Source organism: Xanthomonas sp. NCPPB 3959, assembly GCF_056675575.1.
Window position 1 is genome coordinate 730,726 of the sequence record NZ_JBWWVR010000001.1, and the last position, 25,142, is coordinate 755,867.

Consider the following 25,142-nt stretch of genomic DNA (forward strand, 5'->3'; position numbering starts at 1 on the left):
GTGTGTCGGGATGCGCGTGTGTCGGTTAGTTGGATGGTTGCAACGACGACAGGATCTGGTCGCGAGACACCGCGATGATTTCGTCGGCCAGTGGCGAATCGTCCGGGCACGACCGCGACAGCACGATGGCGCCGATGGCGTGCGCCATCATGTCCAGGTTGCCGGCGCGCTCAGCCGCTGCCTCGGCAGTGCCGGGCGCAGCCCCGCTGCGGTCGAGCGCAGCCAGCAGGTTTTCGACCCCGGCCGCAAACACTTCCCGCACTTCCTCCGGCTGACGCGCGGCATCGGCGCCCAGCGCAGCCATCGTGCAACCGGTAGCGGGGCTGTCGCGGTGTCCGCGCGACAGATAGAACTTCACAAAATCCGTCTTGTCCGCGTGCTCGGTCTTTGCCGCGATGTTGGCTAGCCCGCAGGCCGCCGATTCGGCCATCAGGTCCGCTTTGGAACGGAACTGCTTGTAGAAGCCGCCGTGCGTGAAGCCTGCGGCGGCCATCAGATCGGCAATGCCGATCCCTTCGTAGCCACGCTCGCGAAACAGCACCGAGGCCGTTTCGACGACGTGCGCCCGGTTCGCTTGTGCCTGTGCCTTGGTCACTTTCATCGTTGGGACACTCCGTGCTTATGCGGGACTGAGGAGAGCGACAGCGTACATTGATGTTGCTCGTCATCAAAGTATTGACATCTTAGATTTTGATCGTAATCTTTGTCAACCACTGATTTCTGAGCACCGCCAATGACCCACTCTTCGCTGTTCGAGCCCTATGCCCTGGGCACCCTGACCCTGGCCAATCGCATCGTCATGGCCCCGCTGACCCGCAACCGGGCCGGCGCCGGCCTGGCACCCACTGCCCTGACTGCGACCTATTACGCCCAGCGCGCCTCGGCCGGCCTGCTGATCACCGAGGCCACCCAGATATCGCCGCAGGCCCAGGGCTATCAGGACACTCCCGGCGTGTACACGCCCGAGCAGATCGCCGGCTGGCGCGCCGTCACCGACGCCGTGCATGCCAAGGGCGGGCGCATCTTCGTGCAGCTGTGGCATGTGGGCCGCGTGTCGCATGTCGACCTTCAGCCGGGCGGCGCGGCACCGGTCGCGCCTTCGGCCATCCGCGCGGCGACCAAGGTGTTCGTCAACAACGGCTTTGCCGATGTCTCCGAGCCACGCGCGCTGGAGCTCGACGAGCTGCCGGGCATCGTCAACGACTTCCGCCAGGCGGCGGCCAATGCGATTGCGGCCGGCTTCGACGGCGTCGAAATTCACGGTGCCAACGGCTATCTGCTGGAGCAGTTCATCAAGGACGGTGCCAATCAGCGCACCGATGCCTATGGTGGCTCGATCGAAAACCGCGCACGCCTGTTGCTGGAAGTGGTGGCCGCCGTAAGCAAGGAAATCGGTGCCGATCGCACTGGCGTGCGCATCTCGCCGGTCTCGCCGGCAAGCGGCATTTCCGGCAGCGATCCGCAGCCGCAACACGACTACATCGCCGAGCAGCTCGATGCGCTGGGCATCGTGTATCTGCATGTGGTGGAAGGTGCGACCGGCGGCCCGCGCGATGTGGCGCCGTTCGACTATGCCTCACTGCGCAGCAGGTTCAAACGCACTTACCTGGCCAACAACGGCTATGACCTTGAGCTGGCCACTACGCAACTGAGCGCAGGCAACGCCGACCTGTTCGCATTCGGCCGGCCGTTCATCAGCAACCCGGATCTGGTCGAACGTCTGCAAACCGGCGCGGCGCTGGCGCCGTTGAATCCGGCCACGCTCTACGGCGGTGGCGCCGAGGGCTACATCGATTATCCGACACTCACCGGCTGAGGCTTTCGCGCCTTCGCACCTTTCGCACCTCTCTCATCAAGGAACGTTTCATGACCACACTTCCCGCTGTTCTCATCACTGGCGCTTCCACCGGTATCGGCGCTGTCTATGCCGAGCGCTTCGCACAACGCGGCCACAACCTTGTGCTTGTCGCACGCGACAAGCCGCGCCTGGACACACTGGCGGCACGTCTGCGTGACACACATGGCGTCAACGTCGACGTGCTGCAGGCCGACCTGACCCAGCCCGCCGATCTGACCGCAGTGGAAACCCGCCTGCGCGACGATGCGCAGATCGGCATCCTGATCAACAACGCCGGCATGGCGCAGTCCGGCGGTGTGTTGCAGCAAACCGCAGAGACGATCGAACGCCTGATCACGCTCAACATCACCGCGTTGACTCGGCTTGCCGCCGCTGTGGCGCCGCGCTTTGCGCAGTCGGGCAGCGGTGCCATCGTCAATCTCGGCTCGGTGGTGGGTCTGGCGCCCGAATTCGGCATGACCGTGTATGGCGCCACCAAGGCGTTCGTGCTGTTCCTGTCGCAGGGTCTGCACCTGGAGCTGGGAGCCAAGGGTGTGTATGTGCAGGCAGTGCTGCCGGCAGGCACGCGCACCGAGATCTGGGAGCGTGCCGGTATCGACGTCAACACGCTCAAGGACTTGATGGACGTTAACGAACTGGTCGACGCCGCGCTGGTCGGCTTCGATCGCCGCGAACTGGTCACCATCCCGCCGCTGCATGTGGCCGAACGTTGGGATGCATTGGATGGCGCGCGCCAGGGTTTGCTGTCGGACATTCGCCAGGCGAACGCGGCCGAGCGCTATCAGCCAAACGCCTGAGGTTTCATCCTTTGCCATGCCTGCATTGGTCGCCTTCGCGACCAGTGCAGGCATCTAGGTGGGATGTACGCATCTGCGTTTGTTGGCACCACTCCACAGATTCAATCGATTCAAACGGTTCACATCGCGGTCAAGCTGCACCCACCGATTTGCTAGTGCAACAGGTGAAGGCGGCCGGGACTCGCAGACGCCCGGCCACCCACACACAACGACAGCCTTGGACTCGAACCACATGAAAGCACTGACCTTCAAACGCTATGGCAAATCGCCCGACATCGGCTTCAGCGAGCTGCCGCGTCCGACAGTGAAACCCAACGAGCTGCTGGTCGAGGTGCACGCCGCTGGCGTGAACCCGATCGACAACATGATTCCCACCGGGATCTTCAAGCCTGTGGTGAAGTTCGACTTGCCCGCCACACTGGGCAGCGACGTGGCCGGGATCGTCGTCGAGGTCGGCAGCCGCGTCACCCGCTTCAAGAAAGGCGATGCCATTTTTGCCAGCGTGTTCGATCTGGGCCGCGGAACGCTCGCCGACTACGTCGCGGTCCCGGAAAGCGCCGCAGCGCTGAAGCCGGCCAACCTGGATTTTGTGCAGGCAGCCTCGGTGCCAATGGTCGCACTCACGTGCTGGCAGGCCTTGCAAGAACGCGCTGCGCTGCAGCCAGGCCAGAAGGTCTTCATTCCTGCCGGCTCCGGCGGCATCGGCACCTTTGCGATCCAGCTTGCAAAACACTTCGGCGCCAGCGCGGGCACCACCACCAGCACCGGCAACGTCGCACTGGTGAACAGCCTGGGCGCAGACGAGGTGGTCGACTACAAGCAGCAGGAATTCGAGACCGTCCTGCGCGGCTACGACATCGTGCTTGGCACCATCCGGGGCGATACGCTTGAAAAATCCCTCACGATTCTCAAGCCCGGCGGCAAGATCGTGTCGCTGGTCGGGCCACTGGATGCAGCCTTCGCGCGCGCGCGCCGGTTGAATGTCGTGCTGCAATTCGTCTTCGCCATGATGAGCCGCAAGATCATCCGCCTAGCGAACAAGCACAACGTCGCCTACACCTTTCTGTTCGTGCGCCCCGATGGCACGCAACTGGCCAAGATCGGCGAATTGCTCGAAGCCGAACGCATCCTCCCGGTCATCGACAAGGTGTTTGCGTTCGCGCAAGCGAAGGAAGCATTGGACTATCTTGCGCAGGGCCGTGCCAAGGGCAAGGTGGTCGTCAAGATCAAGTAAGAAGCCGGATGCAGATCCTTCGGCCAAGGTGCCGTACAGGAAAGCCGTACAACACAAGCCGGCCTTAGCACTGTTTCAGCGATCGTGCGCAACACGTGCACATGCCGTCTCCGAGTACGGCCACACCTACCCTTCTATTCTTCGCAACGATTTTTGCCAGTCACTTCAACACCGTGAGATCTCTCAACACCGTGAGATCTCGGTGGTCTTGTCGTGATTGGTCGGAGCGGATGGATCAGGTGTAGGGCGGCTGGTCTTTGGTTTGGCTGCAGGGGCCCTTGCCCGCCCACCATCGCGGGACACGCCGCAAGTACGTCCGTGTAGGCTCTTACGCGGCATCCATGCCGCGTAAGGTCCCGCGACGGTGGGCGGGCAAGGACCAGTCAAGATGGTCGGTGTGCATGGTTGCAAGCAGTGCAATACGCGCGTTTTTTGGATGACGGCGCGTCCGATCAGCGTCGCAACGCGAACGAATAACAGACAGGCTTTCAACGAAGCGACCTACGAACGTTCTGGTGCGGTGTCCTCGCCGCTTGCGGGACCGTGTGGCGGCATGGATGCCGCCACCGAGCCTACATGGACGTACTTGCGGCGTGTCCCGCAAGCGGTGAGGACACCGCGCCCTCGACTCACCAGGAAGCGCCATTTGAGGTGAAACAGCACTAAGCCCAAAGGCGGCTTTTTGGGGTAACACAACGACGTTGCCGACTGATTCCAATGAGGATGATGACGAAGCAATCGCTCCGCCATCACCTCGCTGCACACCGTTACATCCCGTGCGCAGCCAACTGCCCGAGTCGCTGCACCGCCACCGACACGGTCGGGTAGTCCAGCGTCTTTTGCTCGGCCACATCGGCGAGCATGGCCAGGGTGAAGCGCAGGCTGGAATCGTCGCGTGCCAGCCAGTTGGCCACCTTGTCCTCGGCCGTGCTGCCTGACATCGTCAGCACCTGGCCGACCAACGCGCGTTGATGTGCGGCCAGCTCGTCGCGCAGCACGCCACGTGCCACGGCGTGCCAGCGGCCGTTGACCTCCAGCGCGTCGATCTGCTCGAACAACCACGGCAGGCGCAGCGCTTCGCCCAGGCGGAAATGCACCTTGGACACGTCCACCGGCTTGAGCTTGCGGGTGCGCGCGGTTTCGATGATGTCGAACGCCGGCTCCAGATAGCGCAGCTCGGACAACTGCTGCGCCAGTTGCGGCGGCAGTCCCTTCTCCTGCCACTCCTGCACGCTGCCTTCGTACTGCGGGCGCTGCGTATCGGAGAGCACACCGGAAGCGACACGGATGTCGTTGAACGGGCCGTGGTAACGCTCCACCGCCGCCGTGATGCCCGGCATCTGGCCAGGACGCAACAGCAACCAACGCACGAACGAGCGTTGCAGGCGCCAGATCACTTCCAGTGCATCGATCTGCACCGACTCGGGCACCTTGCCGTCCAGCGCGTCGATCTGCGTCCACAGCGCGCGCGCATCCAGCGTTTCGCGGCTGATGGTGTAGGCCTTGGCAACCTCGCCGATGCTGCGGCCGGTGTCTTCCTGCATGCGCATCAGGAAGGTGGCGCCCATGCGATTGATGGTGGTGTTGGTCACCGCAGTGGCGATGATTTCGCGCTTGAGGCGGTGCCGTTCCATCGCATCGGCGTACTTCTTCTGCAGCGGCTGCGGGAAGTAACGCTGCAATTCCTTGGACAGATACGGGTCTTCGGGAATATCCGATTCCAGCAGCTGCTGGAACGCCACCAGCTTGGAATACGACAACAGCACCGACAGCTCCGGACGCGACAAGCCCTGCCCGCGCGCCTTGCGTGCGGACAGTTCCGCATCCGAAGGCAGGAACTCGATCTGGCGATCGAGCAGGCCCTGCAGTTCCAGCGTGCGGATGAAGTGCTGCTTGGAGCCGAGGCGCTTGACGCTCATGCGCTCCATCAGACTGATCGCCTGGTTCTGGCGATAGTTGTCCCATAACACCAGGTCGGCCACTTCGTCGGTCATCGAGGCGAGCAGCGTATTGCGCGCGTCGTAGGTGAGCTTCTTGGCCTGCACCATGTCGTTGAGCAGGATCTTGATGTTCACCTCGTGATCGGAGGTGTCCACGCCGGCCGAATTGTCGATAAAGTCGGTATTGAGCAGCACGCCGGTCTGCGCGGCCTCGATCCGACCGAGCTGGGTCAGGCCCAGATTGCCGCCCTCGCCCACCACCTTGCAGCGCAGCTCGCCGCCATTGACGCGCAGGCCGTTGTTGGCGCGGTCGCCCACATCGGCATGCGATTCGCTGGAAGCTTTGACATAGGTGCCGATACCACCGTTCCAGAACAGATCCACCGGCGCCTTGAGAATGGCGTTCATCAGTTCGTTCGGCGAGAGCTGCTTGACGTTGGATTCCAGGCCCAAGGCTTCGCGCACCGGCGCGCTGATGTCGATCGACTTGAGCGTGCGCGGGTAGATGCCACCACCGGCGCTGATCAGCGTGGCCTCGTAATCGGCCCAGCTGGAACGCGGCAGTTTGAACAAACGCTCGCGCTCGGCGAACGAGGCGGCTGCATCCGGATTGGGATCCAGGAAGATATGCCGGTGATCGAACGCGGCCAGCAGACGGATATGCCGCGACAACAGCATGCCGTTGCCGAACACGTCGCCAGACATATCGCCGATGCCGACCACGCTGAATTCCTGGCTCTGGCAGTCGCGCCCCATCGCACGGAAGTGGCGCTTGACCGACTCCCACGCGCCGCGCGCGGTAATGCCCATACCCTTGTGGTCGTAACCGACCGAGCCGCCGGAGGCGAACGCATCGCCCATCCAGAACCCGTGATCCAGCGCCAGCCCGTTGGCGATGTCGGAGAACGTGGCAGTGCCCTTGTCGGCAGCGACCACCAGATACGGGTCGTCCTGGTCGTGACGCACCACCTGCGGCGGCGGCACGATCTTGCCGCCGACGATGTTGTCGGTGATGTCGAGCAGGCTCTGGATAAACAGCTTGTAGCAGGCGATGCCTTCGGCCTGCACGGCGTCCCGGTCGCCACCCACTGGCGAACGCTTGACGTAAAAACCGCCCTTGGCACCGACCGGCACGATGACCGTGTTCTTGACCATCTGCGCCTTGACCAGGCCCAGCACCTCGGTGCGGAAATCTTCGCGACGGTCCGACCAACGCAGGCCGCCACGCGCCACCGCGCCGAAGCGCAGGTGCACGCCTTCCACGCGCGGGCTGTAGACGAAGATTTCGCGGTACGGACGCGGCTTGGGCAGATCCGGCACGATCGCCGAATCCAGCTTGAAGCTGATGCAGTGGCCGTGCTTGCCGCTCTTGTCGGTCTGGTAATAGTTGGTGCGCAGCGTGGCATCGATCACGTCGATGAAGCTGCGCAGGATGCGGTCCTCGTCCAGGCTGGACACGCGGTCCATCAACTTCAGCAGCGTGGCACGCGTGGCCTCCTGCTGCGCGGCGCGGTCGCTGCCACGTGCCTGCAACACCGGCTCCAAGGCCTTGAGCGTGGCCTCGTCGCCGGCCGCGAACACCGACAGTTCCTCGCGCAGGCGTTCCTGGCCGGCAAAGATCTGCGCCTTGGTTTCCTTGCCGGTGGATGGGTCGAAGCGCGCTTCGAACAATTCCACCAACAAGCGCGCCAGCAGCGGGTAACGGGTGAACGTCGCCTCGACATAGGCCTGCGAAAACGGCACTGCGGTCTGCAGCAGATACTTGCAATAGCCGCGCAGCAGCGCGACCTGGCGCCAATGCAGGCCGGCGGCCAGAATCAGACGATTGAAGCCGTCGTTTTCGGCATCGCCATTCCAGATGCGTTCGAAGGCTTCGCCAAAGCCGGCATCGGCGTGGGCGGCATTGATCTTGCCGGCGGTCGATTCGACCTCGAAATCCTGGATATACACCGGCGTGTCGCCAACCTGCAGCCGGTACGGCCGCTCGGAGATCACGCGCAGGCCCATGTTCTCCATCATCGGCATCGCATCGGACAACGGAATGTCGTCGAGCTGGCGATACAGCTTCAGGCGCAGGCCTTCGCCGGCATCCAGACGCATGCCGTCGTCGCGGCGGATTTCCTGCAGGCTCAGATGCAGGTCGTCCGGGCCGTCCAGTGTGGCCAGATGCTCGACGTCGGACACCGCCGATTCGATCGAGGAATCTTCGATATAGCCAGCCGGCAACGCACGGCCGAAGTTGGCCGCCATGCGCAAACCGTTGGCTTCGCCATGCCGCGCCACCAGCGCCTCGCGCAAGGCATCGCGCCAGTTGCGCAGCAGATGCGCCAGCCGCGATTCGAGTTCGGTGGTGTTGAATTCCAGCGCCTCGCCACTCTTGGGCCGCACGATCAGATGCAGCTGCGCCAGCGGCGACTCGCCCAGCACCACGCTGGAGTCGATGTACTCGCCATGCAACGCCTCTTTCAGCAAGGCTTCGATGCGCAGACGCACATCGGTGTTGAAACGCTCGCGCGGGATATACACCAGCGCGGAAATGAAGCGGCTGTACTTGTCGCGGCGCAGGAACATGCGGCTACGCACGCGCTCCTGCAGACCGAGAATGCCGATCGCGGTGCGATACAACTCTTCTTCGTTGGACTGAAACAGCTCCTCGCGCGGCAGCGTCTCGAGGATGTGCCGCAGCGCCTTGCCGCTGTGGCTGCTCGGGGTCAGCCCGGACTTGCTCATCACGTATTCGTGGCGCTGACGCACCAACGGAATTTCCCACGGACGGCGGTTGTAGGCACTGGAGGTGAACAGGCCCAGGAAGCGCTGTTCGCCGACGATGCGGCCCTTGGCATCGAACTCCAGGACGCCGATGTAATCCATGTAGCCAACCCGATGCACGCGCGAGCGCGCATTGGTCTTGGTCAGGATCAGCGCGTCCTTGAGCTTGGAGGTGGTATTCAAGCCGTGCGCTGCCAGCGTGGTCACCGGGCGTGCCGGCGAGGTGTCGTGGCCGCGCATCAGGCCCAGGCCGGTTTCTTCCACCGGGGCCAGCACGTCCTGGCCGTCCTGCTTCTCCACGCGGTATTCGCGATAGCCGAAGAAGGTGAAGTGGTCGGCCGAGGCCCAGCGCAGGAATTCCTGCGCCTCGTGGCGGCTGATGTCGTCCATCGGCAAGCGCCGGGTGGCCAGGTCGTCGGCCAGCATCACCATCTTTTCGCGCATCGCAGCCCAGTCGTGCACGATCGCGCGCACTTCGGCCAGCACCTTGCGCACCGCCGCTTCCACCTTGGGCATTTCTTCGGCGGGCTGGCGGTCGATCTCCAGCACCATCAACGACTCGCTCTTGCCCTCGCCCACCGCAGTCAGCTTGCCGGCCTTGTCGCGCGCGATGCGCAGCACCGGGTGGCCGAGCACGTGCACGCCGATGCCCAGGTCCGACAGCGTCATGCTCACCGAGTCCACCAGGAACGGCATGTCATCGTTGACGATCTGCAACAGCGTGTGCGGCGACTCGTAACCGTGGCTCTTCAGGGTCGGGTTGAACACCCGCACGTTGACCGTGCCGGCCTTGCGCGTGCGTGCAAATTCCAGCATGTCCGCCGCCAGCGCCGCCCATTGCTCGGGCGGATGGTTGGGGAACTCGTCCTCTTCCATGCGGCGATAGAAGCCGGCTGCGAACAGCTGCACTTCGGCCTGGCGGGCCGCCGGGTAGCGCTTGCGCAATGCGGCAAACACCGGCTCCAGAACGACCGCCTGCGGGGCGCCGGCAAGCACGGGGACGGCACGTTCGGCGACCGGCTTGGTCGGCGTCGTGGACGATTTCGAAGCGGCTTTCTTGGCTGTCATGAGAGAGCTGGGGTGCTCGGTGGAAAACCTGAATTGTACCGATGCGCGATGACGACGCCTTGCTGCATAGCGCAAATCCTCAGCCGTCAGTCGGCGCACGCAGGCTGCAAAAGCATTACCGCTGTGTAGTTTCCCCGCAGAGGTACGATGCGCGCTGGCGCAGGCGGCAGCTGGACCGCCAGATCCGGCAAAGTCTGGCCAGGTGCTTGTCGCACAAGGGCTTGCGCAGACCAAACTGCGACCGTCAAGTCTTTTTAAAAACTAAACTGGACGGTATAGTCTACCGCCATGACCCCCCGTTCCCACCGTGCTGCCCGGCGCTCGGACTGCGATCGCCGCATCCATGCGGCTGTGCATGCGCTGCTTGCCGAGCGCGGTATGCGGCTGAGCATGGACGCGGTGGCCGAGCGCGCCGGCTGCTCCAAGCAGACGCTCTACAGTTATTACGGTTGTAAAGAAAACCTGCTGCGCGATGTCCTTCAGGACCATGTGCATCTGGCCACGGTGCCGCTGGGTACCGCCTCGGGCGAGCTGCGCGAGGATCTACTGGCCTTCGCGCTGGCCCATCTGGATCGCCTGAACCGCCCCGATGTGGTACAGACCTGTCGGTTGGTGGAAGCCGAGTCGCATCGGTTTCCCGATCAGTCGCAGCAGATCTTCCATGACGGGGTGGTCGGCATGCAGCAGCGTCTGGCGCATCGCTTCGAGCAGGCGATGGATGCCGGCCAGCTGCGCCATGACGATCCGCACTTCATGGCCGAACTGCTGTTGAGCATGATCGTCGGTCTGGATTTCGATCGGCAACGCTTTCAGGTTCCCCATCGCGCCGGCCTCCCCGCCAGGCAGCAGTGGGCGCACTTCGCTGTCGACACCTTCCTGCGCGCGTTCGCCACGGCTGCTGCCACGCCTTCGCTGTCCCCGCTTTCCTTTCTCGCTTCAAGACCCTAACGGAGTTCCTCCTGATGATTGCCCCGCTCCGCACACTCGGCCTGGCCTGTGCCATCACCGTGGCGCTCGCTGCCTGCAGCAAGCCCGAACAACAACAGGCGCCGCCGCCGCCGGAAGTGTCGGTGCTGGAAATGCAGCCGCAGACCTTGCCGCTGGAACGCGACCTGGTGGGCCGCCTGTCGGCGTACCGCTCGGCCGACGTGCGCGCGCGCGTGGACGGTGTGGTGCTCAAGCGCCTGTACACCGAAGGCACCGACGTCAAGGAAGGCCAGCGCTTGTTCGAAATCGACCCGATGCCGCTGCGCGCCACGCTACTGCAGGCCCAGGGCCAGCTGGCCGCCGCCGAGGCGACCTATGCCAACGCCCAGATCGCCGCCAAGCGCGCGCGCAGCCTGGCACCGCAGCAGTACGTCTCGCGTGCCGATATCGACAACGCCGAAGCCACCGAGCGCTCGGCCGGCGCCAGCGTGCAGCAGGCGCGCGGTCTGGTCGAGTCCGCCCGCATCCAGCTCAGCTTCGCCAGCGTCACCTCGCCGATCACCGGCCGCGCCGGCATTCAGCGCGTCACCGAGGGTGCGCTGGTCGGCTCCGGTGAAGCGACCTTGCTGACCACGGTCGACCAGATCGACCCGCTGTATGTGAACTTTGCGATGAGCAGCGAAGAACTGGCCGCACTGCGCCAGGCGCAGAGCAGCGGCAATGTGCAGCTCAGCGGCGATGGCAAATCCACCATCAATGTGGAACTGGGCAACGGCACGCAGTATCCGCATCCGGGTACCTTGGACGTCTCGGCGGTCACGGTCGACCCGAGCACCGGTGCGGTGTCGCTGCGTGCGACCCTGCCCAATCCGGAGCAGGCACTGTTGCCGGGTGCGTTCGTGACCTTCAAGGCCAGCCTGGGCCAGCGCAACAACGCGTATCTGGTCCCGCAGCAGGGCTTGCAACGTGACGCCCTGGGCGCCTTCGTGCTGGTGCTGGGCAAGGACGGCAAGGTGGCGCGCAAGAACCTCACCGTCGATGGCCAGCAAAAGGGCCAGTGGATCGTCACCGGCGGCGTGGCCCCCGGCGACCAGGTCATCGTCGATGGCGTGCAGAAGGCGAAGGAAGGCCAGCCGGCCAAGGGCGTAGCGTGGAATCCGAACAAGCCGGCGCAAGGCGGCCAGCCAGGTGCGCCAGGTGCGGCTCCGGCCGCAGCGCAGGGCGGCGACGCACAGGCCGCACCGGCAGCCGACAAGGCCGATGCGGCCGCACCCGCGGCGCAGCAGCAGCCCAAGCCGGATGCGGCGGCGCAGCCAGCCGACTCCCAGTCCAAGCAGCAGTGACGGAAACCGGACATGCCTAAGTTTTTTATTGAACACCCGATCTTTGCCTGGGTGGTGGCGATCCTGATCTCGCTTGCGGGCGTGATCTCGATCCTGAATCTGGGTATCGAGTCGTACCCCACGATCGCCCCGCCGCAGGTCACCGTCACCGCCAACTTCCCCGGCGCCAGCGCCGATACCTCCGAGAAGGCGGTGACCCAGGTCATCGAGCAGCAGCTCACCGGTATCGACCACCTGCTGTACTTCAACTCGTCCTCGGCCGCCAACGGCCGCGTCACCATCACCCTGACCTTCGAAACCGGCACCGACCCGGATATCGCGCAGGTGCAGGTGCAGAACAAGGTGTCGCTGGCCACGCCGCGTCTGCCCTCGGAAGTCACCCAGCAGGGTGTGGTGGTGGCCAAGGCCAACGCCGGCTTCCTGATGGTGGCCGCGTTGCGCTCGGACAACCCGTCGATCAACCGCGATGCGCTCAACGACATCGTCGGTTCGCGCGTGCTCGAGCAGATCTCGCGCGTGCCCGGCGTGGGCAGCACCAACCAGTTCGGCGCCGAGTACGCGATGAACATCTGGTTGAACCCGGAGAAGCTGCAGGGCTACAACCTGTCGGCGACCCAGGTGCTGACTGCGGTGCGTAACCAGAACGTGCAGTTCGCTGCCGGTTCGGTCGGTGCCGACCCGACCCCGGAAGGCATCAGCTTCACCGCCACGGTCTCGGCGGAAGGCCGCTTCAGCTCGCCGGACCAGTTCGAAAACATCATCCTGCGTACCGACAACAACGGTGCCACGGTGCGCTTGAAGGATGTCGCACGGGTCACCGTGGGGCCGAGCAACTACGGCTTCGACACCCAGTACAACGGCAAGCCCACCGGTGCGTTCGGTATCCAGCTGTTGCCGGGCGCCAACGCACTGAATGTGTCCGAGGCGGTCGGTGCCAAGCTCGACGAACTGCAGCCGACCTTCCCGCAGGGCGTGACCTGGTTTGCGCCTTACGAGTCGACCACCTTCGTGCGCATTTCCATCGAGGAAGTGATCCACACGCTGGTGGAAGCCATCGTGCTGGTGTTCCTGGTGATGCTACTGTTCCTGCAGAACTTCCGCGCCACCGTGATTCCCACGCTGGTGATTCCGGTCGCGTTGCTGGGCACGTTCTTCGGCATGTACATGATCGGCTTCACCATCAACCAGCTGACGCTGTTTGCGATGGTGCTGGCGATCGGCATCGTGGTGGATGACGCGATCGTGGTGATCGAGAACGTCGAACGCATCATGAGCGAGGAACATCTGGAGCCCAAGGCGGCCACGCAGAAGGCGATGACCCAGATCACCGGCGCGGTGGTGGCCATCACCGTGGTGCTGGCAGCGGTGTTCATTCCCTCCTCGCTGCAACCCGGCGCCTCGGGCGCGATCTACAAGCAGTTCGCGCTGACCATCGCCATGTCGATGGGTTTCTCCGCGTTCCTGGCGTTGAGCTTCACCCCGGCGCTGTGCGGCGCGTTCCTCAAGTCGACCCATTCGACCAAGAAGAACTGGATCTACCGCACCTTCGACAAGTACTACGACAAGCTGGCGCATCGCTATGTGGGCGTGGTCGGCAATACCCTGAAGCACTCGCCACCGTGGATGATCGTATTCGTGGTGCTGGTGGTGCTGTGCGGCTTCCTGTTTACGCGCATGCCGGGCAGCTTCCTGCCGGAAGAAGATCAGGGCTTTGCGTTGGCCATCGTGCAGTTGCCGCCGGGCGCCACCAAGATCCGGACCAACGAGACCTTTGCGCAGATGCGTGCGGTCCTGGAGAAGCAGCCGGCCGTGGAAGGCATGCTGCAGATCGCCGGCTTCAGCTTCCTGGGCTCGGGCGAAAACGTGGGTATGGGCTTTATCCGGCTCAAGCCGTGGGAAGAGCGCGATGTGACCGCAGAGGAGTTGATCAAGCAGCTCAACGGCATGTTCTACGGCATCAAGGGCGCGCAGATCTTCGTGGTCAACCTGCCCACCGTGCAGGGCCTTGGCCAGTTCGGCGGCTTCGACATGTGGCTGCAGGACCGCTCCGGCGCAGGCCAGCAAGCCCTGACCCAGGCGCGCAACATCGTGCTGGGCAAGGCGGCGGAAAAGCAGGACACCATGGTGGGCGTACGCCCGAACGGGCTGGAAGACGCGCCGCAGCTGCAGCTGTCCGTGGACCGTGTGCAGGCGCAGTCGATGGGCCTGGAAGTCAGCGATATCTACAGCTCGATCCAGCTGATGCTGGCGCCTGTGTACATCAACGACTACTTCTCCGAAGGCCGCATCAAGCGCGTCAACATCCGTGCCGACGACCAGTTCCGTACCGGCCCCGAGTCGCTGCGCAGCTTCTTCAGCCCTAGCGCCACTGCAGTCGGTGCCGATGGGCAGCCGGGAATGATTCCGCTGAGCAATGTGGTCAAGGCCGATTGGACCTACGCCTCGCCGGCACTGAACCGCTACAACGGCTATTCGGCGGTGAACATCGTCGGTAACCCGGCTCCGGGCGGCAGTTCCGGCCAGGCAATGACGGCGATGGAAGAGATCGTCAACAACGATCTGCCGCCTGGCTTCGGCTTCGACTGGAGCGGCATGTCGTATCAGGAAATCATCGCCGGTAACGCGGCCACGCTATTGCTCGCGTTGTCGGTGGTGGTGGTGTTCCTGTGCCTGGCCGCACTGTACGAAAGCTGGTCGATTCCGGTGGCGGTGCTGATGGTGGTGCCGATCGGTGTGCTGGGTGCGATCGTCTTCTCGATGCTGCGCGGCCTGCCGAACGATCTGTACTTCAAGATCGGCATGATCACGGTGATCGGTCTGGCGGCGAAAAACGCGATCCTGATCGTGGAGTTCGCAGTGGAGCAGCGTGCGGCGGGCAAGACCCTGCGCGATGCGACGATGGAAGCGGCACACCTGCGCTTCCGCCCGATTCTGATGACCTCGTTCGCCTTCATCCTGGGCGTGCTGCCGCTGGCCATCTCGACCGGCGCCGGCGCCAACTCGCGTCACTCCATCGGTACCGGCGTGATCGGTGGCATGGTGTTCGCCACCGTGCTCGGCGTGATCTTCATCCCGCTGTTCTTCGTGGTGGTGCGCCGCATGCTGGGCGACAAGCTGGACGAGCAGTCCAAGGAATACGTCGCGGCACAGGGCGACGCTGGATCGCATCGTCCGGATCGCTGAGTCAGGCGTTCGCTGTAAACCAAAAAGCCCCGGCACTGCCGGGGCTTTTTTTGTGTGCTGTAGCGACGAAACGCAATACCCCGTAGGAGCGCACCTGGGCGCGATGGGGCTTTACCGGCTCAGCGTATCGAAGCGGTTCGACAGTGCGGATAGGTCAGTTGTAGAGCTGCTGATCTGCGGCTTGGTTGCAGGGCCCTTGCCCGCCCACCATCGCGGGACACGCCGCAAGTACGTCCGTGTAGGCTCTTACGCGGCATCCATGCCGCGTAAGGTCCCGCGACGGTGGGCGGGCAAGGACCAGTCGGGATGGTCGGTGTGCGGCGTTTTCCAACAGAGCAACCGTTAACCGTGTGCTGCAGTGTCTTCGTTCTTCAAATAACGTCACCAGCCAACTGTCTGATGCGGTGCCCTCGCCGATTGCGGGACCGTGTTCACGGCGTGTCCCGCGAGCGGTGAGGGCACCGCACGCGCGACGAGCCAGGATTTTTGGCCGGCGCTGGGCGCTACTTCGGGACAGTTAGATACCCGGCCTGCGGGCGCCGGTGGAGCCACGCACCACGCAGCGGCCGGTCATCACCAGGCGGCGAATCGGCAGCTGTGGCGATTTGAGCCGTTCCAGCAGCAGCGACATCGCCGCGCGGCCCATGTCTTCGACCGGCTGCTCGACCACGGTGATGCCTGGCTCGACCAAGTCGGTCCAGCGCTCGTTGTCGAAGCCGGCCAGGGCCAGGTCGTCGGGAATGCGCAAGCCGGCGGTGCGGGCGGCCTTGAGTGCGCCCATCAACAGCAGGCTGTTACTGGTGACGATGGCTTCGGGCCTGTCTGCGCTGGCCAGCCATTGGCCGACTTCGGCAATCGCCGCTTCGGCGGTGGGCGCCACTTCGCGGTACGCAGGCGTCAGCCCTTGCGCGCCCATCGCGGCCAGATAGCCGTTGCGGCGCTCGGCCGCAGTGGTGCTGGTGCCGAACAGCCCGCCGATGCGCCCATAGCCCTGCGCCTGCAGATGCGCGACCAGTTCGCCCATCGCTGCGGCGTTATCCAGCACCACGCTGTCGTAGCGGCTGCCGGGGCCGGCGCGGTCCACCAGCACGGTCGGGTAATCCAGCGCGAGTTCGTGCATGCGCCCCACCGTGACCCGGGTCGGGGCGAAGATCAGCCCGGTGATGCGTTCTTCCTGCATCAGTTGCAGGTACAGCGCCTCGCGCTCGGGGTCTTCATCGGTATTGCACAGGGTCACGCGCATGCCGGCGCGATAGGCGACCTCTTCCACCGCGCGGATCAGCGCGGTGAAGTACGGGTTGCGGATATCGGCCACGATCACGCCCAGGATGCCGGACTGCTGGGAGCGCAGGCGCCGCGCCATCAGGTTTGGCCGGTAACCGGTCTGGCGCACGGCTGCCTCAACCTTGGCACGCACCTCCTCGCTCACCGGTCCGGTGCCCAGCGCGCGCGAGACGGTGGATTTGGACACTCCGGCCACCCGGGCCACGTCATTGATGCTGATGCTCACTGGGACATACTCACTGGGACCGTTCCCGCTCCATTTGGCGCACCTTGACCCAGGCGCTGCGTCGGATTCGATGCTAACCCGAAAGCACTACAGCGCTTTTGTGCAGTGCACATTGACCTGAGTGTGGGAACGTTCCCACACTACTGCCCAGCCCGTTCCTACTCCCCGGAGTCCGTCTTGTCCTCTCCGTCGCCTGTCGCTCCCGTCACTCCCGAACTCGTACGCCTGCGTGCGCATGCCCGCGACAAGGACGACGCCATCGCCCAGGCCGCCCAGCTACTGGTCGCCGCCGGCTGCGTTGCGCCGGGCTACGACGCCAGCATGCGGCGCCGCGAAGGCCTGGCGAATACCTTCCTCGGCCACGGACTGGCGATCCCGCACGGGGTTGGCGAAGACCGCCATCTGGTGCGCCGCGACGGTATCGCGGTGCTGCAGTTGCCTGAAGGCGTGGAATGGAACCCCGGCCAGATCACCCGGCTGGTGGTCGGCATCGCCGCCCAGTCCGACACCCATATCACCCTGCTACGCCGCCTGACCCGCCTGATCCAGGACCCGGCGCAGCTGGAAGCGCTGTTCACCACCGACGACCCCGGCATGATCGTGGCCGCGCTCACCGGCGACCGCGCGCCCGACACCAGCGCCGCGCCGGCCACCGATCTGGCCGAAAAATTTGACTGGACCATCGCCTACCCCAGCGGCCTGCACGCACGCCCGGCGACGCGTTGGGCCGAGACCGCACGCGGCTTCTCTGCGCGTGCGCAAGTGCGCGCCGGCGAGCAGGCGGCCGATGCCAAGAGCCTGGTCGGCCTGTTGCAGCTCGGTCTGCGTGCCGGCGACAGCATCACCGTCTCGGCCGAAGGCAGCGATGCAGGCGCGCTGCTCAAGCGCCTGCGTGCGGTGATGGACAGCCTGACCGCGCAGGAAAAGGCCGATGCCGAACGCGCCGCGCAACGCCGCGCCGCCCCGGTCATCGGCTGGACCCCGCCACAGGCGCAGCCGGCCATCGTCGGCATCGGCGCCAGCCCGGGCGTGGCGATCGGCATCGTGCACCGGCTGCGTGCGGCGCAGACCGAGGTGGCCGATCAACCGGTCGGCCTGGGCGATGGCGGCGCATTGCTGCACGACGCGCTGACCCGCACCCGCCAGCAGCTGGCGGCGATTCAGGACGACACCCAGCGCCGGCTCGGCGCCTCGGACGCGGCGATCTTCAAGGCCCAGGCCGAGCTGCTCAACGACACCGACCTGATCACCCGCACCTGCCAGCTGATGGTCGAAGGCCACGGCGTGGCGTGGTCGTGGCATCAGGCGGTGGAACAGATCGCCTCCGGCCTGGCCGCACTCGGCAACCCGGTGCTGGCCGGCCGTGCGGCCGATCTGCGCGATGTCGGCCGCCGCGTACTGGCCCAGCTGGACCCGGCCGCCGCCGGCGCCGGCCTCACCGACCTGCCCGACCAGCCCTGCATCCTGCTCGCCAGCGATCTGTCGCCGTCGGACACCGCCAACCTGGACACCGCGCGCGTGCTCGGCCTGGCCACCGCGCAAGGCGGGCCAACCTCGCATACCGCAATCCTGTCGCGCACGCTCGGCCTGCCGGCGCTGGTCGCTGCCGGCGGCCAGTTGCTGGATATCGAAGACGGCGTCACCGCCATCATCGACGGCAGCAGCGGCCGGCTGTACATCAACCCGTCCGAGCTGGATCTGGACGCGGCGCGCGCGCATATCGCCGAGCAGCAGGCCATCCGCGAGCGCGAAGCCGCGCAGCGCGCCTTGCCGGCAGAAACCACCGACGGCCACCACATCGACATCGGCGCCAACGTCAACCTGCCCGACCAGGTCGCGATGGCGCTGGCCCAGGGCGCGGAAGGCGTCGGCCTGATGCGCACCGAATTCCTGTTCCTGGAAAGCGGCCGCACGCCCAGCGAAGACGAGCAGCACGCCACCTACCTGGCAATGGCGCAGGCACTGGATGGCCGCCCGCTGATCGTGCGTGCGCTGGACATCGGCGGCGATAAACAAGTGGCGCATCTGGAACTGCCGCACGAAGAAAACCCGTTCCTGGGCGTGCGCGGTGCGCGCCTGCTGCTGCGTCGCCCCGACCTGCTCGAACCGCAACTGCGTGCGCTTTATCGCGCTGCAAAAGATGGTGCGCGGCTGTCGATCATGTTCCCGATGATCACCTCAGTGCCGGAGCTGATCACCTTGCGCGAGATCTGCGCACGTATCCGCGCCGAACTCGAAGCACCGGAAGTGCCGATCGGCATCATGATCGAAGTGCCCGCCGCCGCCGCACAGGCAGATTTACTGGCGCGGCATGCGGATTTCTTCTCCATCGGCACCAATGACCTCACCCAGTACGTGCTGGCGATCGACCGCCAGAATCCGGAGCTGGCCGCCGAAGCCGACAGCCTGCATCCGGCCGTGCTGCGCATGATCCGCAGCACCATTGAAGGTGCGCGCAAGCACGACCGCTGGGTCGGCGTGTGCGGCGGTCTGGCCGGCGATCCGTTCGGCGCCAGCCTGCTGGCCGGGTTGGGCGTGCAGGAATTGTCGATGACGCCCAACGACATCCCGGCGGTCAAGGCACGCCTGCGCGGCACCGCGCTGAGCACCTTGCAGCAACTGGCCGAGCAGGCGCTGGACTGCGAAACCGCAGAGCAGGTGCGTGCGCTTGAAGTCAAACGCGAGGACCAGGCATGAGCCTGCAGGCCATTACCGTCACGTTGAATCCGGCGATCGATCAGACCATCCAGCTCGAGCACTTGCAGCCGGGCGCGGTGCATCGCGCCAGCAGCGTGCGCAACGACGCCGGCGGCAAGGGCATCAACGTGGCCGCCTGCCTGGCCGATTGGGGCACTGAGGTTGCCGCGCTCGGCGTGCTCGGGGCAGGCAATGCCGGCGTGTTCGAAGCGCTGTTCCGCGAACGCGGTATCACCGACCACTGCCAACGCGTGGCCGGCGAGACCCGCACCAATCTCAAGCTGGTGGAAGCGCGCAGCAACGACACCACCGACATCAACCTGCCCGGCCTGCGCCTGGGCCAGCCGCACCTGCAGGGCGTGTCCGATCAGCTCGCCCCGCTGCTGCGCCCCGGCCTGCCGGTGGTGTTGTCCGGCAGCCTGCCGGCCGGCTTGCCGGACGACAGCTGGGCACAGTTGCAGGCGCAGGCCAGCGCCGCCGGCGCACGCGTCCTGCTGGATACCAGTGGTGCGCCACTGGTGGCCGCACTAGGCGCCGCACGCGACGCGCTGCCTTACGCAGTCAAACCGAACCGGCACGAACTCGAAGCCTGGACCGGCCGCCCCCTGACCGATCGCGCCGCGCTCAGCGCCGCCGCGCACGAACTGATCGCACGCGGTATCCAGCTGGTCGTCATCTCGATGGGCACCGACGGCGCCTTGTTCGTGCAGCGCGACCAGCGCCTGATTGCGCGGCCGCCGCGGCTGGCACAGGGCAGCAGCGTGGGCGCCGGTGACGCGATGGTGGCCGGCCTGGCCGCCGCGCTGCTGGATGTGGCCACCGATCTGGAGCAGTGCGCGCGTCTGGCCACGGCGTTTTCGATGTGCCGGCTGGAAAGCGGCGACGCGCGCAGGCTCAGCGCCGACGGCGTGCGCCGCGCTGCGGCCGACGTCGTGATCGAGACGCTGTCGTGAGCGCTGCCTTGCACTTGCCGGCGACCGGCACGCAGGTCTGCGCGCGTCATTCCGGCTGCCGTCATTCCGGCACGCGTCACCCGCACGCGTAACGCCCACATTCCCCCGCCGGCCTCACCGGCGACCGCAATACAGCAGGAGTTTTGCCATGTCCTCTTCCATCGTGGTCATCGCCGCCGGCGAACGCAGTACCGAAGCCGTTCTGGCGGCCGAAGCGCTGCGCCGCGCGGCCACCGCCGCCGGGCGCAGCGTGACGATCGAAATCCGCAGCGAGCAGGGCGTGCTCGGCGCACTGCCGACCGAGCTGACCAACGGCGCCGCGCACGTCCTGATCGTCGGCGATGCCGATGCCGACACCGCGCGCTTCGGCGACGCGCAACTGCTGCATCTGAGCCTGGGCGCGGTGCTGGACGACCCGGCCGCCGCCGTCAGCCAGCTGGCTGCCACCACAGCACCAGCCAGTACATCGGCAGCGACCGACGTATCCGGCGCAGGCGGCAAGCGCATCGTTGCGATCACCTCCTGCCCCACCGGCATCGCGCACACCTTCATGGCCGCCGAAGGCCTGCAGCAAGCCGCAAAGAAGCTCGGCTACCAGATGCGGGTGGAAACGCAGGGTTCGGTGGGCGCGCAGGACGCATTGACCGACGAGGAAATCCGCGCGGCCGACGTGGTCATCATCGCTGCCGACCGCGAAGTGGACCTGGCCCGCTTCGGTGGCAAGCGGCTGTTCAAGAGCGGCACCAAGCCGGCGATCAACGATGGCCCGGCGCTCATCCAGAAAGCCCTGGCCGAGGCCGGCGTGCACGGTGGCGCAGCTCCGGTTGCGGGCGCCGCCAAATCCGAAAACAACGGCAACGGCCGCACCGGCGCCTACAAGCACCTGATGACCGGCGTGTCGTTCATGCTGCCGTTCGTCACCGCCGGCGGCCTGTTGATCGCGCTGGCCTTCGCGCTCGGCGGCATCTATGCCGGCGACGACGCGCACCAGGGCACGCTGGCCTGGTCGCTGTTCCAGATCGGCGCCAAGGCCGGCTTCACCTTGATGGTGCCCGCACTGGCCGGCTACATCGCCTACTCCATCGCCGACCGCCCCGGCATTGCGCCCGGCATGATCGGCGGCCTGGTGGCGGCCAACCTTAATGCCGGTTTCCTCGGCGGCATCATTGCCGGCTTCATCGCCGGCTACGGCGTGGCCGCGCTCAACCGCTACATCCGCCTGCCGCGCAACCTGGAAGGGCTCAAGCCGGTGCTGATCCTGCCGGTGCTGGGCACGTTGCTAGTCGGCCTGGCGATGATGTATGTGTTCGGCCAACCGGTGGCCGATCTGCTGGCCTGGCTCACCGCCTGGCTGCGCGGCATGCAGGGTAGCAGCGCGCTGCTGCTGGGCCTGTTGCTGGGCGGCATGATGGCCTTCGACATGGGCGGGCCGGTCAACAAGGCCGCCTATGCGTTCTCCACCGGCCTGATCGCCAGCCAGGTCTACACCCCGATGGCGGCCGCCATGGTCGCCGGCATGACCCCGCCGCTGGGCATCGCGCTAGCCACATGGGTATTCCGCAACCGTTTCACCGTGGAAGAGCGCGGCTCGGCCACGGCCGCCGGCGTGCTCGGGCTGGCCTTCGTCACCGAAGGCGCCATCCCGTATGCCGCGCGCGACCCGCTGCGCACCATCCCGGCGCTGGTGATCGGCTCGGCCGTGGCCGGCGCGATCTCGATGACCGCCGGTGCCGAGTTGAAGGCACCGCACGGCGGCATCTTCGTGCTGCTGATCCCCAACGCGGTGACCCACCTGCTCAATTACGTGCTGGCCCTGGTGGTCGGCGTGGTGGTCACCGCAGTGGCGCTGCGCCTGCTCAAGAAGCCGGTGGCCGACGTGATCGCCTGACGTTCGGCCGCCCCGCCCCGACTGATTCCACACCGCGCATCCGGCGCATCTGATCGCTGATCTGCGTCACCCCTGACTGGTTTCACCGCTGCGCTGCGCACCTTTGTGCGCGGCCAGCGGCTTGCCCACCCCTTAGCTGTCGCGTTCGCCTTCTCGGCCACGCCCTCTTTGTTCGGAGTCCTGCCATGACCGCCCTCGCCCCCCGCCATGCCCGTCCCCGTCTGCTGTGCCTCTCGCTGGCACTGGCGCTGGCCCCGCTCGCCCACGCGCAGGATGCCGCCGATGCCTTCAAGCTCAAGCTGGGTTACACCGGCGAAGCGGCCTCGATGATCGACGGCGGGCGCAAGAACGGCGATGCCTACGCCGGCCAGCTGATGGTCGGCACCGACGTCGACATGGACCGCCTGTTCGGCTGGGGCGGTGCCACCGTCAAGCTGTACGTCACCAACCGCCACGGCACCAACCTGTCCAACAGCAGCATCGGCAACAGCACCTCGGTGCAGGAAATCTACGGCGGCCAGGGCACGCGGCTGGCCAACTTCACCCTGCTGCAAAAACTCTTCAACGACCGCCTGGAACTGGAAGCCGGCCGCAGCGTGGCCAACATCCACTTCCTCGGCTCGGACCTGTGCCAGTACTTCCAGGGCAACTCAGCCTGCGGCAACCCCACCTTCGTGTTCCGCACCAGCAACTTCACCTACTGGCCGGTCTCCAGCTGGGCCGCGCACGCCACCGCCTGGGTTACGCCCAAGGTCTATGTGCATGTGGGCGCCTATGAAGTGAACCCGGTGCAGGCCCAGGACGGCCAGCACGGCCTGAAGTGGAGCACCGACGACACCACCGGCGTGGTGGTGCCGTACGCGGTTGGCTACAAGAACAAGGGCGGCGACGGCAGCATGGCCGCGATGTACGAACTCGGCGGCTGGCAGGACAACTCCGACTACACCGACCCGCTGCGCGACCGCAACGGCAATCCGGCCGTGCTCAGCGGCCTGGGCTATGAAAACAAGCAGGGCCGCTCGGGCCTGTTCGGCCGCTTCGAACAACAGGTCACCAACCCCGACCCGTCCGGCACCCGCGGCCTGACCGTGTTCGGCGCCATTCTCAAAAGCACCGGCGGCCAGGCGATCGAGGACCACTTCGTGCAACTGGGCCTGGTGCAGAAAGGCACCTTCGCCAGCCGCCCGCAGGACAACATTGCGTTTGTGATCACCCAGCAGAAGTACAGCGACGAAGCGATCGAAAACCTGCGCCTGGCGCGTGCCTCGGCCGGCGGCACCGGCACCCCGGCCGACAACCAGATCATGATGGAGCTCAGCTACGGCATCCAGGTCACCAAGCGCCTGCGCATCGCGCCGAACCTGCATTACGTGATCAACCCGGACCAGTTCAACGAGCCGACCCGCACCAACGATCTGAAGAACGCATTGATCGCGGGCATGCGGATCGATTGGAATCTGTGACCCGTAGAGAAGCTGCGCGCGTTGCGCGCATGCTTGGCGGGCGCCACTGCCTGAAGTGAGTGGCGGGTGCGTTGCATCTGACTGCAGTGCAACGCATTGCGTCGATTCGGTTGGACTGGGCTTTTGCCGATAGCCGATGGAGTTCGATGACCTGCGTAGACGCGCGACCGCACGCAACGAAGCTTTATCGGCCAACCGGTCGCGCACAAGCCAGCTGCGGACACGCAAGATCACGCGGCAGCGGATGCCGAAGCTGTAATGACCCACCACTGCCTAACGCCGGAGTTAAGCCGCGCCGCGAAGCGGCGACGGCTTAGGCGAATTGTTAGGGCGCGGGCAGCGGCGCATAACTGCTCACCCCGATGTAGCGATCAAACGACTCACGCTCGGGTGCAGGAAGGCGGCTCCGTTGGATGCGAAGGGAGTAACCGCCTTGCATGACGCCCGAGCTGACCAACGCCCAATCCGCTACTTCCGATTCCGGCACGAACTTCCTTGTGCCAGGCGAAAGATCAGTGAACTCGGGCGGGGCCTCGAAGACGGACGCGTTGAACCCAGAGGCCGTGGTGGACTCCACGCTTAGCCAAAGCCACATCCCGCCAACTGCCGGATCAGAGATGTAGGTCTTTACCATTGGCGGGACATCGGTCGGTGTCCCATCGACCAGTAGCCGACGAAAGTGACTTAGCGAGCCGTGAGCTGCTCGGGCAGCTTGCGCAAGCTCCCCTTTGGGCATCGCCATAAAAAGAGGTTCGCCTTCGGGTTGCTCAAATTTGCTCGCGGCATCGGCTTGACCAAGGCCCAGCACGCCGCGTACGAACCCAAGGATCTTGCCGACGTTGCTCACTCTCGCTGCCCCTAACGCCTGAATTAAGCCGCGCCGTAAAACGGCGTCGGCTTGAATGAATTGTTAGACGTCATCTTCATCTTCATTCGCAGGCTGCCCTGACAGTTTTGAACGACTTCTCTCCCAGAATTTCGGACGCTTCTGGGCGAAAAGTAAGCCTTTGTCCTCTGCCTGCTTTGCTACTTTACTCCCAAGCGCTGTCAGCTTGAGTGTTGTTAAATCGTTGCCTTCCATTGTGGCGATTCCGTCGCTTATGAAGCCATCAACTTCTTTAGTGAAGCTGCTGTTCTTGCCCCACCTTTTCACCATTTCCGACCAGGTTTCGCCGGCCTTAACCAGTTCCGACAGAGCACGCGTGGAGCCGTGCTTATAAACCATCAAATCAACTTGCGAGCCTTCTAAAATCTCTTTGATTGGCGCTTGCTTGCCTTCCGCTGCTGCGCCTATGCTTTTTACAATCTTCTCTGCGGTCTCGGAGATCTCCTCATCAATGCTGCTCTTGGACAGAGGCTTTGACGACCCTTTGAACTTCCGCTCTTCATCGAGGTAGCGTGAGTAGTAGGAGTCCTCCTGCATTTGCGGTCGAAATTTGGTCTGGAGGAGAAATAGCGCGACTATGAACACCGGAACATTTACTACGGCCGCAATTAAGAGCAGAGCCCCCC

The 25,142-nt window shown here is 65.1% G+C and carries 15 protein-coding genes; 10 read left to right on the plus strand and 5 right to left on the minus strand.

Annotated elements, in window-relative coordinates:
- Nucleotides 1-25: 25 nt before the first annotated feature.
- On the minus strand, nt 26-601 hold the full coding sequence (locus tag AC1KVG_RS02930; RefSeq protein WP_481093428.1) for a TetR/AcrR family transcriptional regulator: 576 nt from the start codon (nt 599-601) through the stop codon (nt 26-28).
- 132 nt (nt 602-733) lie between these two features.
- Between AC1KVG_RS02930 and AC1KVG_RS02935 the strand changes: the two genes are divergently transcribed.
- From AC1KVG_RS02935 to AC1KVG_RS02945, 3 genes are all read left to right on the plus strand, one after another.
- Nucleotides 734-1,816, plus strand: a complete 1,083-nt coding sequence (locus AC1KVG_RS02935; protein WP_481093429.1) for an alkene reductase — start codon at nt 734-736, stop codon at nt 1,814-1,816.
- A 50-nt stretch (nt 1,817-1,866) separates the two neighbouring features.
- Nucleotides 1,867-2,655: an SDR family NAD(P)-dependent oxidoreductase gene (locus AC1KVG_RS02940; protein WP_481093430.1), complete on the plus strand. Its 789-nt coding sequence runs from the start codon at nt 1,867-1,869 to the stop codon at nt 2,653-2,655.
- A gap of 79 nt (nt 2,656-2,734) precedes the next feature.
- A complete protein-coding gene (locus tag AC1KVG_RS02945) occupies nt 2,735-3,889 on the plus strand; it encodes an NADP-dependent oxidoreductase (protein ID WP_481093431.1) in 1,155 nt (384 codons plus the stop codon).
- A 767-nt stretch (nt 3,890-4,656) separates the two neighbouring features.
- Here AC1KVG_RS02945 and AC1KVG_RS02950 read toward each other — a convergent pair.
- Nucleotides 4,657-9,666, minus strand: a complete 5,010-nt coding sequence (locus AC1KVG_RS02950; RefSeq protein ID WP_481093432.1) for an NAD-glutamate dehydrogenase — start codon at nt 9,664-9,666, stop codon at nt 4,657-4,659.
- A gap of 288 nt (nt 9,667-9,954) precedes the next feature.
- Here AC1KVG_RS02950 and AC1KVG_RS02955 point away from each other — a divergent pair, with 288 nt between their 5' ends.
- Genes AC1KVG_RS02955 through AC1KVG_RS02965 form a run of 3 tightly spaced genes read left to right on the plus strand, consistent with a single transcriptional unit; the run spans nt 9,955 to nt 15,119 of the window.
- On the plus strand, nt 9,955-10,614 hold the full coding sequence (locus tag AC1KVG_RS02955) for a TetR/AcrR family transcriptional regulator (RefSeq protein ID WP_043908619.1): 660 nt from the start codon (nt 9,955-9,957) through the stop codon (nt 10,612-10,614).
- A 14-nt stretch (nt 10,615-10,628) separates the two neighbouring features.
- On the plus strand, nt 10,629-11,936 hold the full coding sequence (locus AC1KVG_RS02960; protein ID WP_023904308.1) for an efflux RND transporter periplasmic adaptor subunit: 1,308 nt from the start codon (nt 10,629-10,631) through the stop codon (nt 11,934-11,936).
- Between the two features lie 12 nt (nt 11,937-11,948).
- Nucleotides 11,949-15,119 (plus strand): multidrug efflux RND transporter permease subunit, encoded by a 3,171-nt coding sequence (locus AC1KVG_RS02965; protein WP_251755130.1) that lies wholly within the window; start codon nt 11,949-11,951, stop codon nt 15,117-15,119.
- A gap of 517 nt (nt 15,120-15,636) precedes the next feature.
- Here AC1KVG_RS02965 and AC1KVG_RS02970 read toward each other — a convergent pair.
- The gene (locus AC1KVG_RS02970) at nt 15,637-16,629 is read right to left on the minus strand and encodes a LacI family DNA-binding transcriptional regulator (RefSeq protein WP_481093433.1); all 993 of its coding nucleotides are present in this window, start codon (nt 16,627-16,629) and stop codon (nt 15,637-15,639) included.
- A 177-nt stretch (nt 16,630-16,806) separates the two neighbouring features.
- Here AC1KVG_RS02970 and ptsP point away from each other — a divergent pair, with 177 nt between their 5' ends.
- From ptsP to AC1KVG_RS02990, 4 genes are all read left to right on the plus strand, one after another.
- Nucleotides 16,807-19,326 carry a phosphoenolpyruvate--protein phosphotransferase gene (gene ptsP / locus AC1KVG_RS02975; RefSeq protein ID WP_481093434.1) on the plus strand — a complete coding sequence of 840 codons (2,520 nt, stop codon included), beginning with the start codon at nt 16,807-16,809 and terminating at the stop codon, nt 19,324-19,326.
- Nucleotides 19,323-20,279, plus strand: a complete 957-nt coding sequence (gene pfkB, locus AC1KVG_RS02980) for a 1-phosphofructokinase (protein WP_481093435.1) — start codon at nt 19,323-19,325, stop codon at nt 20,277-20,279. Before ptsP ends, pfkB begins: the two co-directional genes overlap by 4 nt.
- Nucleotides 20,280-20,427: 148 nt before the next feature.
- Nucleotides 20,428-22,167 (plus strand): PTS fructose transporter subunit IIC, encoded by a 1,740-nt coding sequence (locus AC1KVG_RS02985; RefSeq protein ID WP_481093436.1) that lies wholly within the window; start codon nt 20,428-20,430, stop codon nt 22,165-22,167.
- A gap of 185 nt (nt 22,168-22,352) precedes the next feature.
- Nucleotides 22,353-23,630 (plus strand): carbohydrate porin, encoded by a 1,278-nt coding sequence (locus AC1KVG_RS02990; RefSeq protein WP_481093437.1) that lies wholly within the window; start codon nt 22,353-22,355, stop codon nt 23,628-23,630.
- A gap of 325 nt (nt 23,631-23,955) precedes the next feature.
- Here the strand turns inward: AC1KVG_RS02990 and AC1KVG_RS02995 are convergent, their stop codons facing one another.
- Both AC1KVG_RS02995 and AC1KVG_RS03000 read right to left on the minus strand, forming a co-directional pair.
- Nucleotides 23,956-24,477, minus strand: coding sequence for a DUF2314 domain-containing protein (locus tag AC1KVG_RS02995; protein ID WP_481093438.1), 522 nt, complete (start codon nt 24,475-24,477; stop codon nt 23,956-23,958).
- Nucleotides 24,478-24,540: 63 nt separating this feature from the next.
- Nucleotides 24,541-25,142, minus strand: a 602-nt coding sequence (locus tag AC1KVG_RS03000; RefSeq protein ID WP_481093439.1) for a hypothetical protein, incomplete at its 5' end; no start/stop codon positions are given.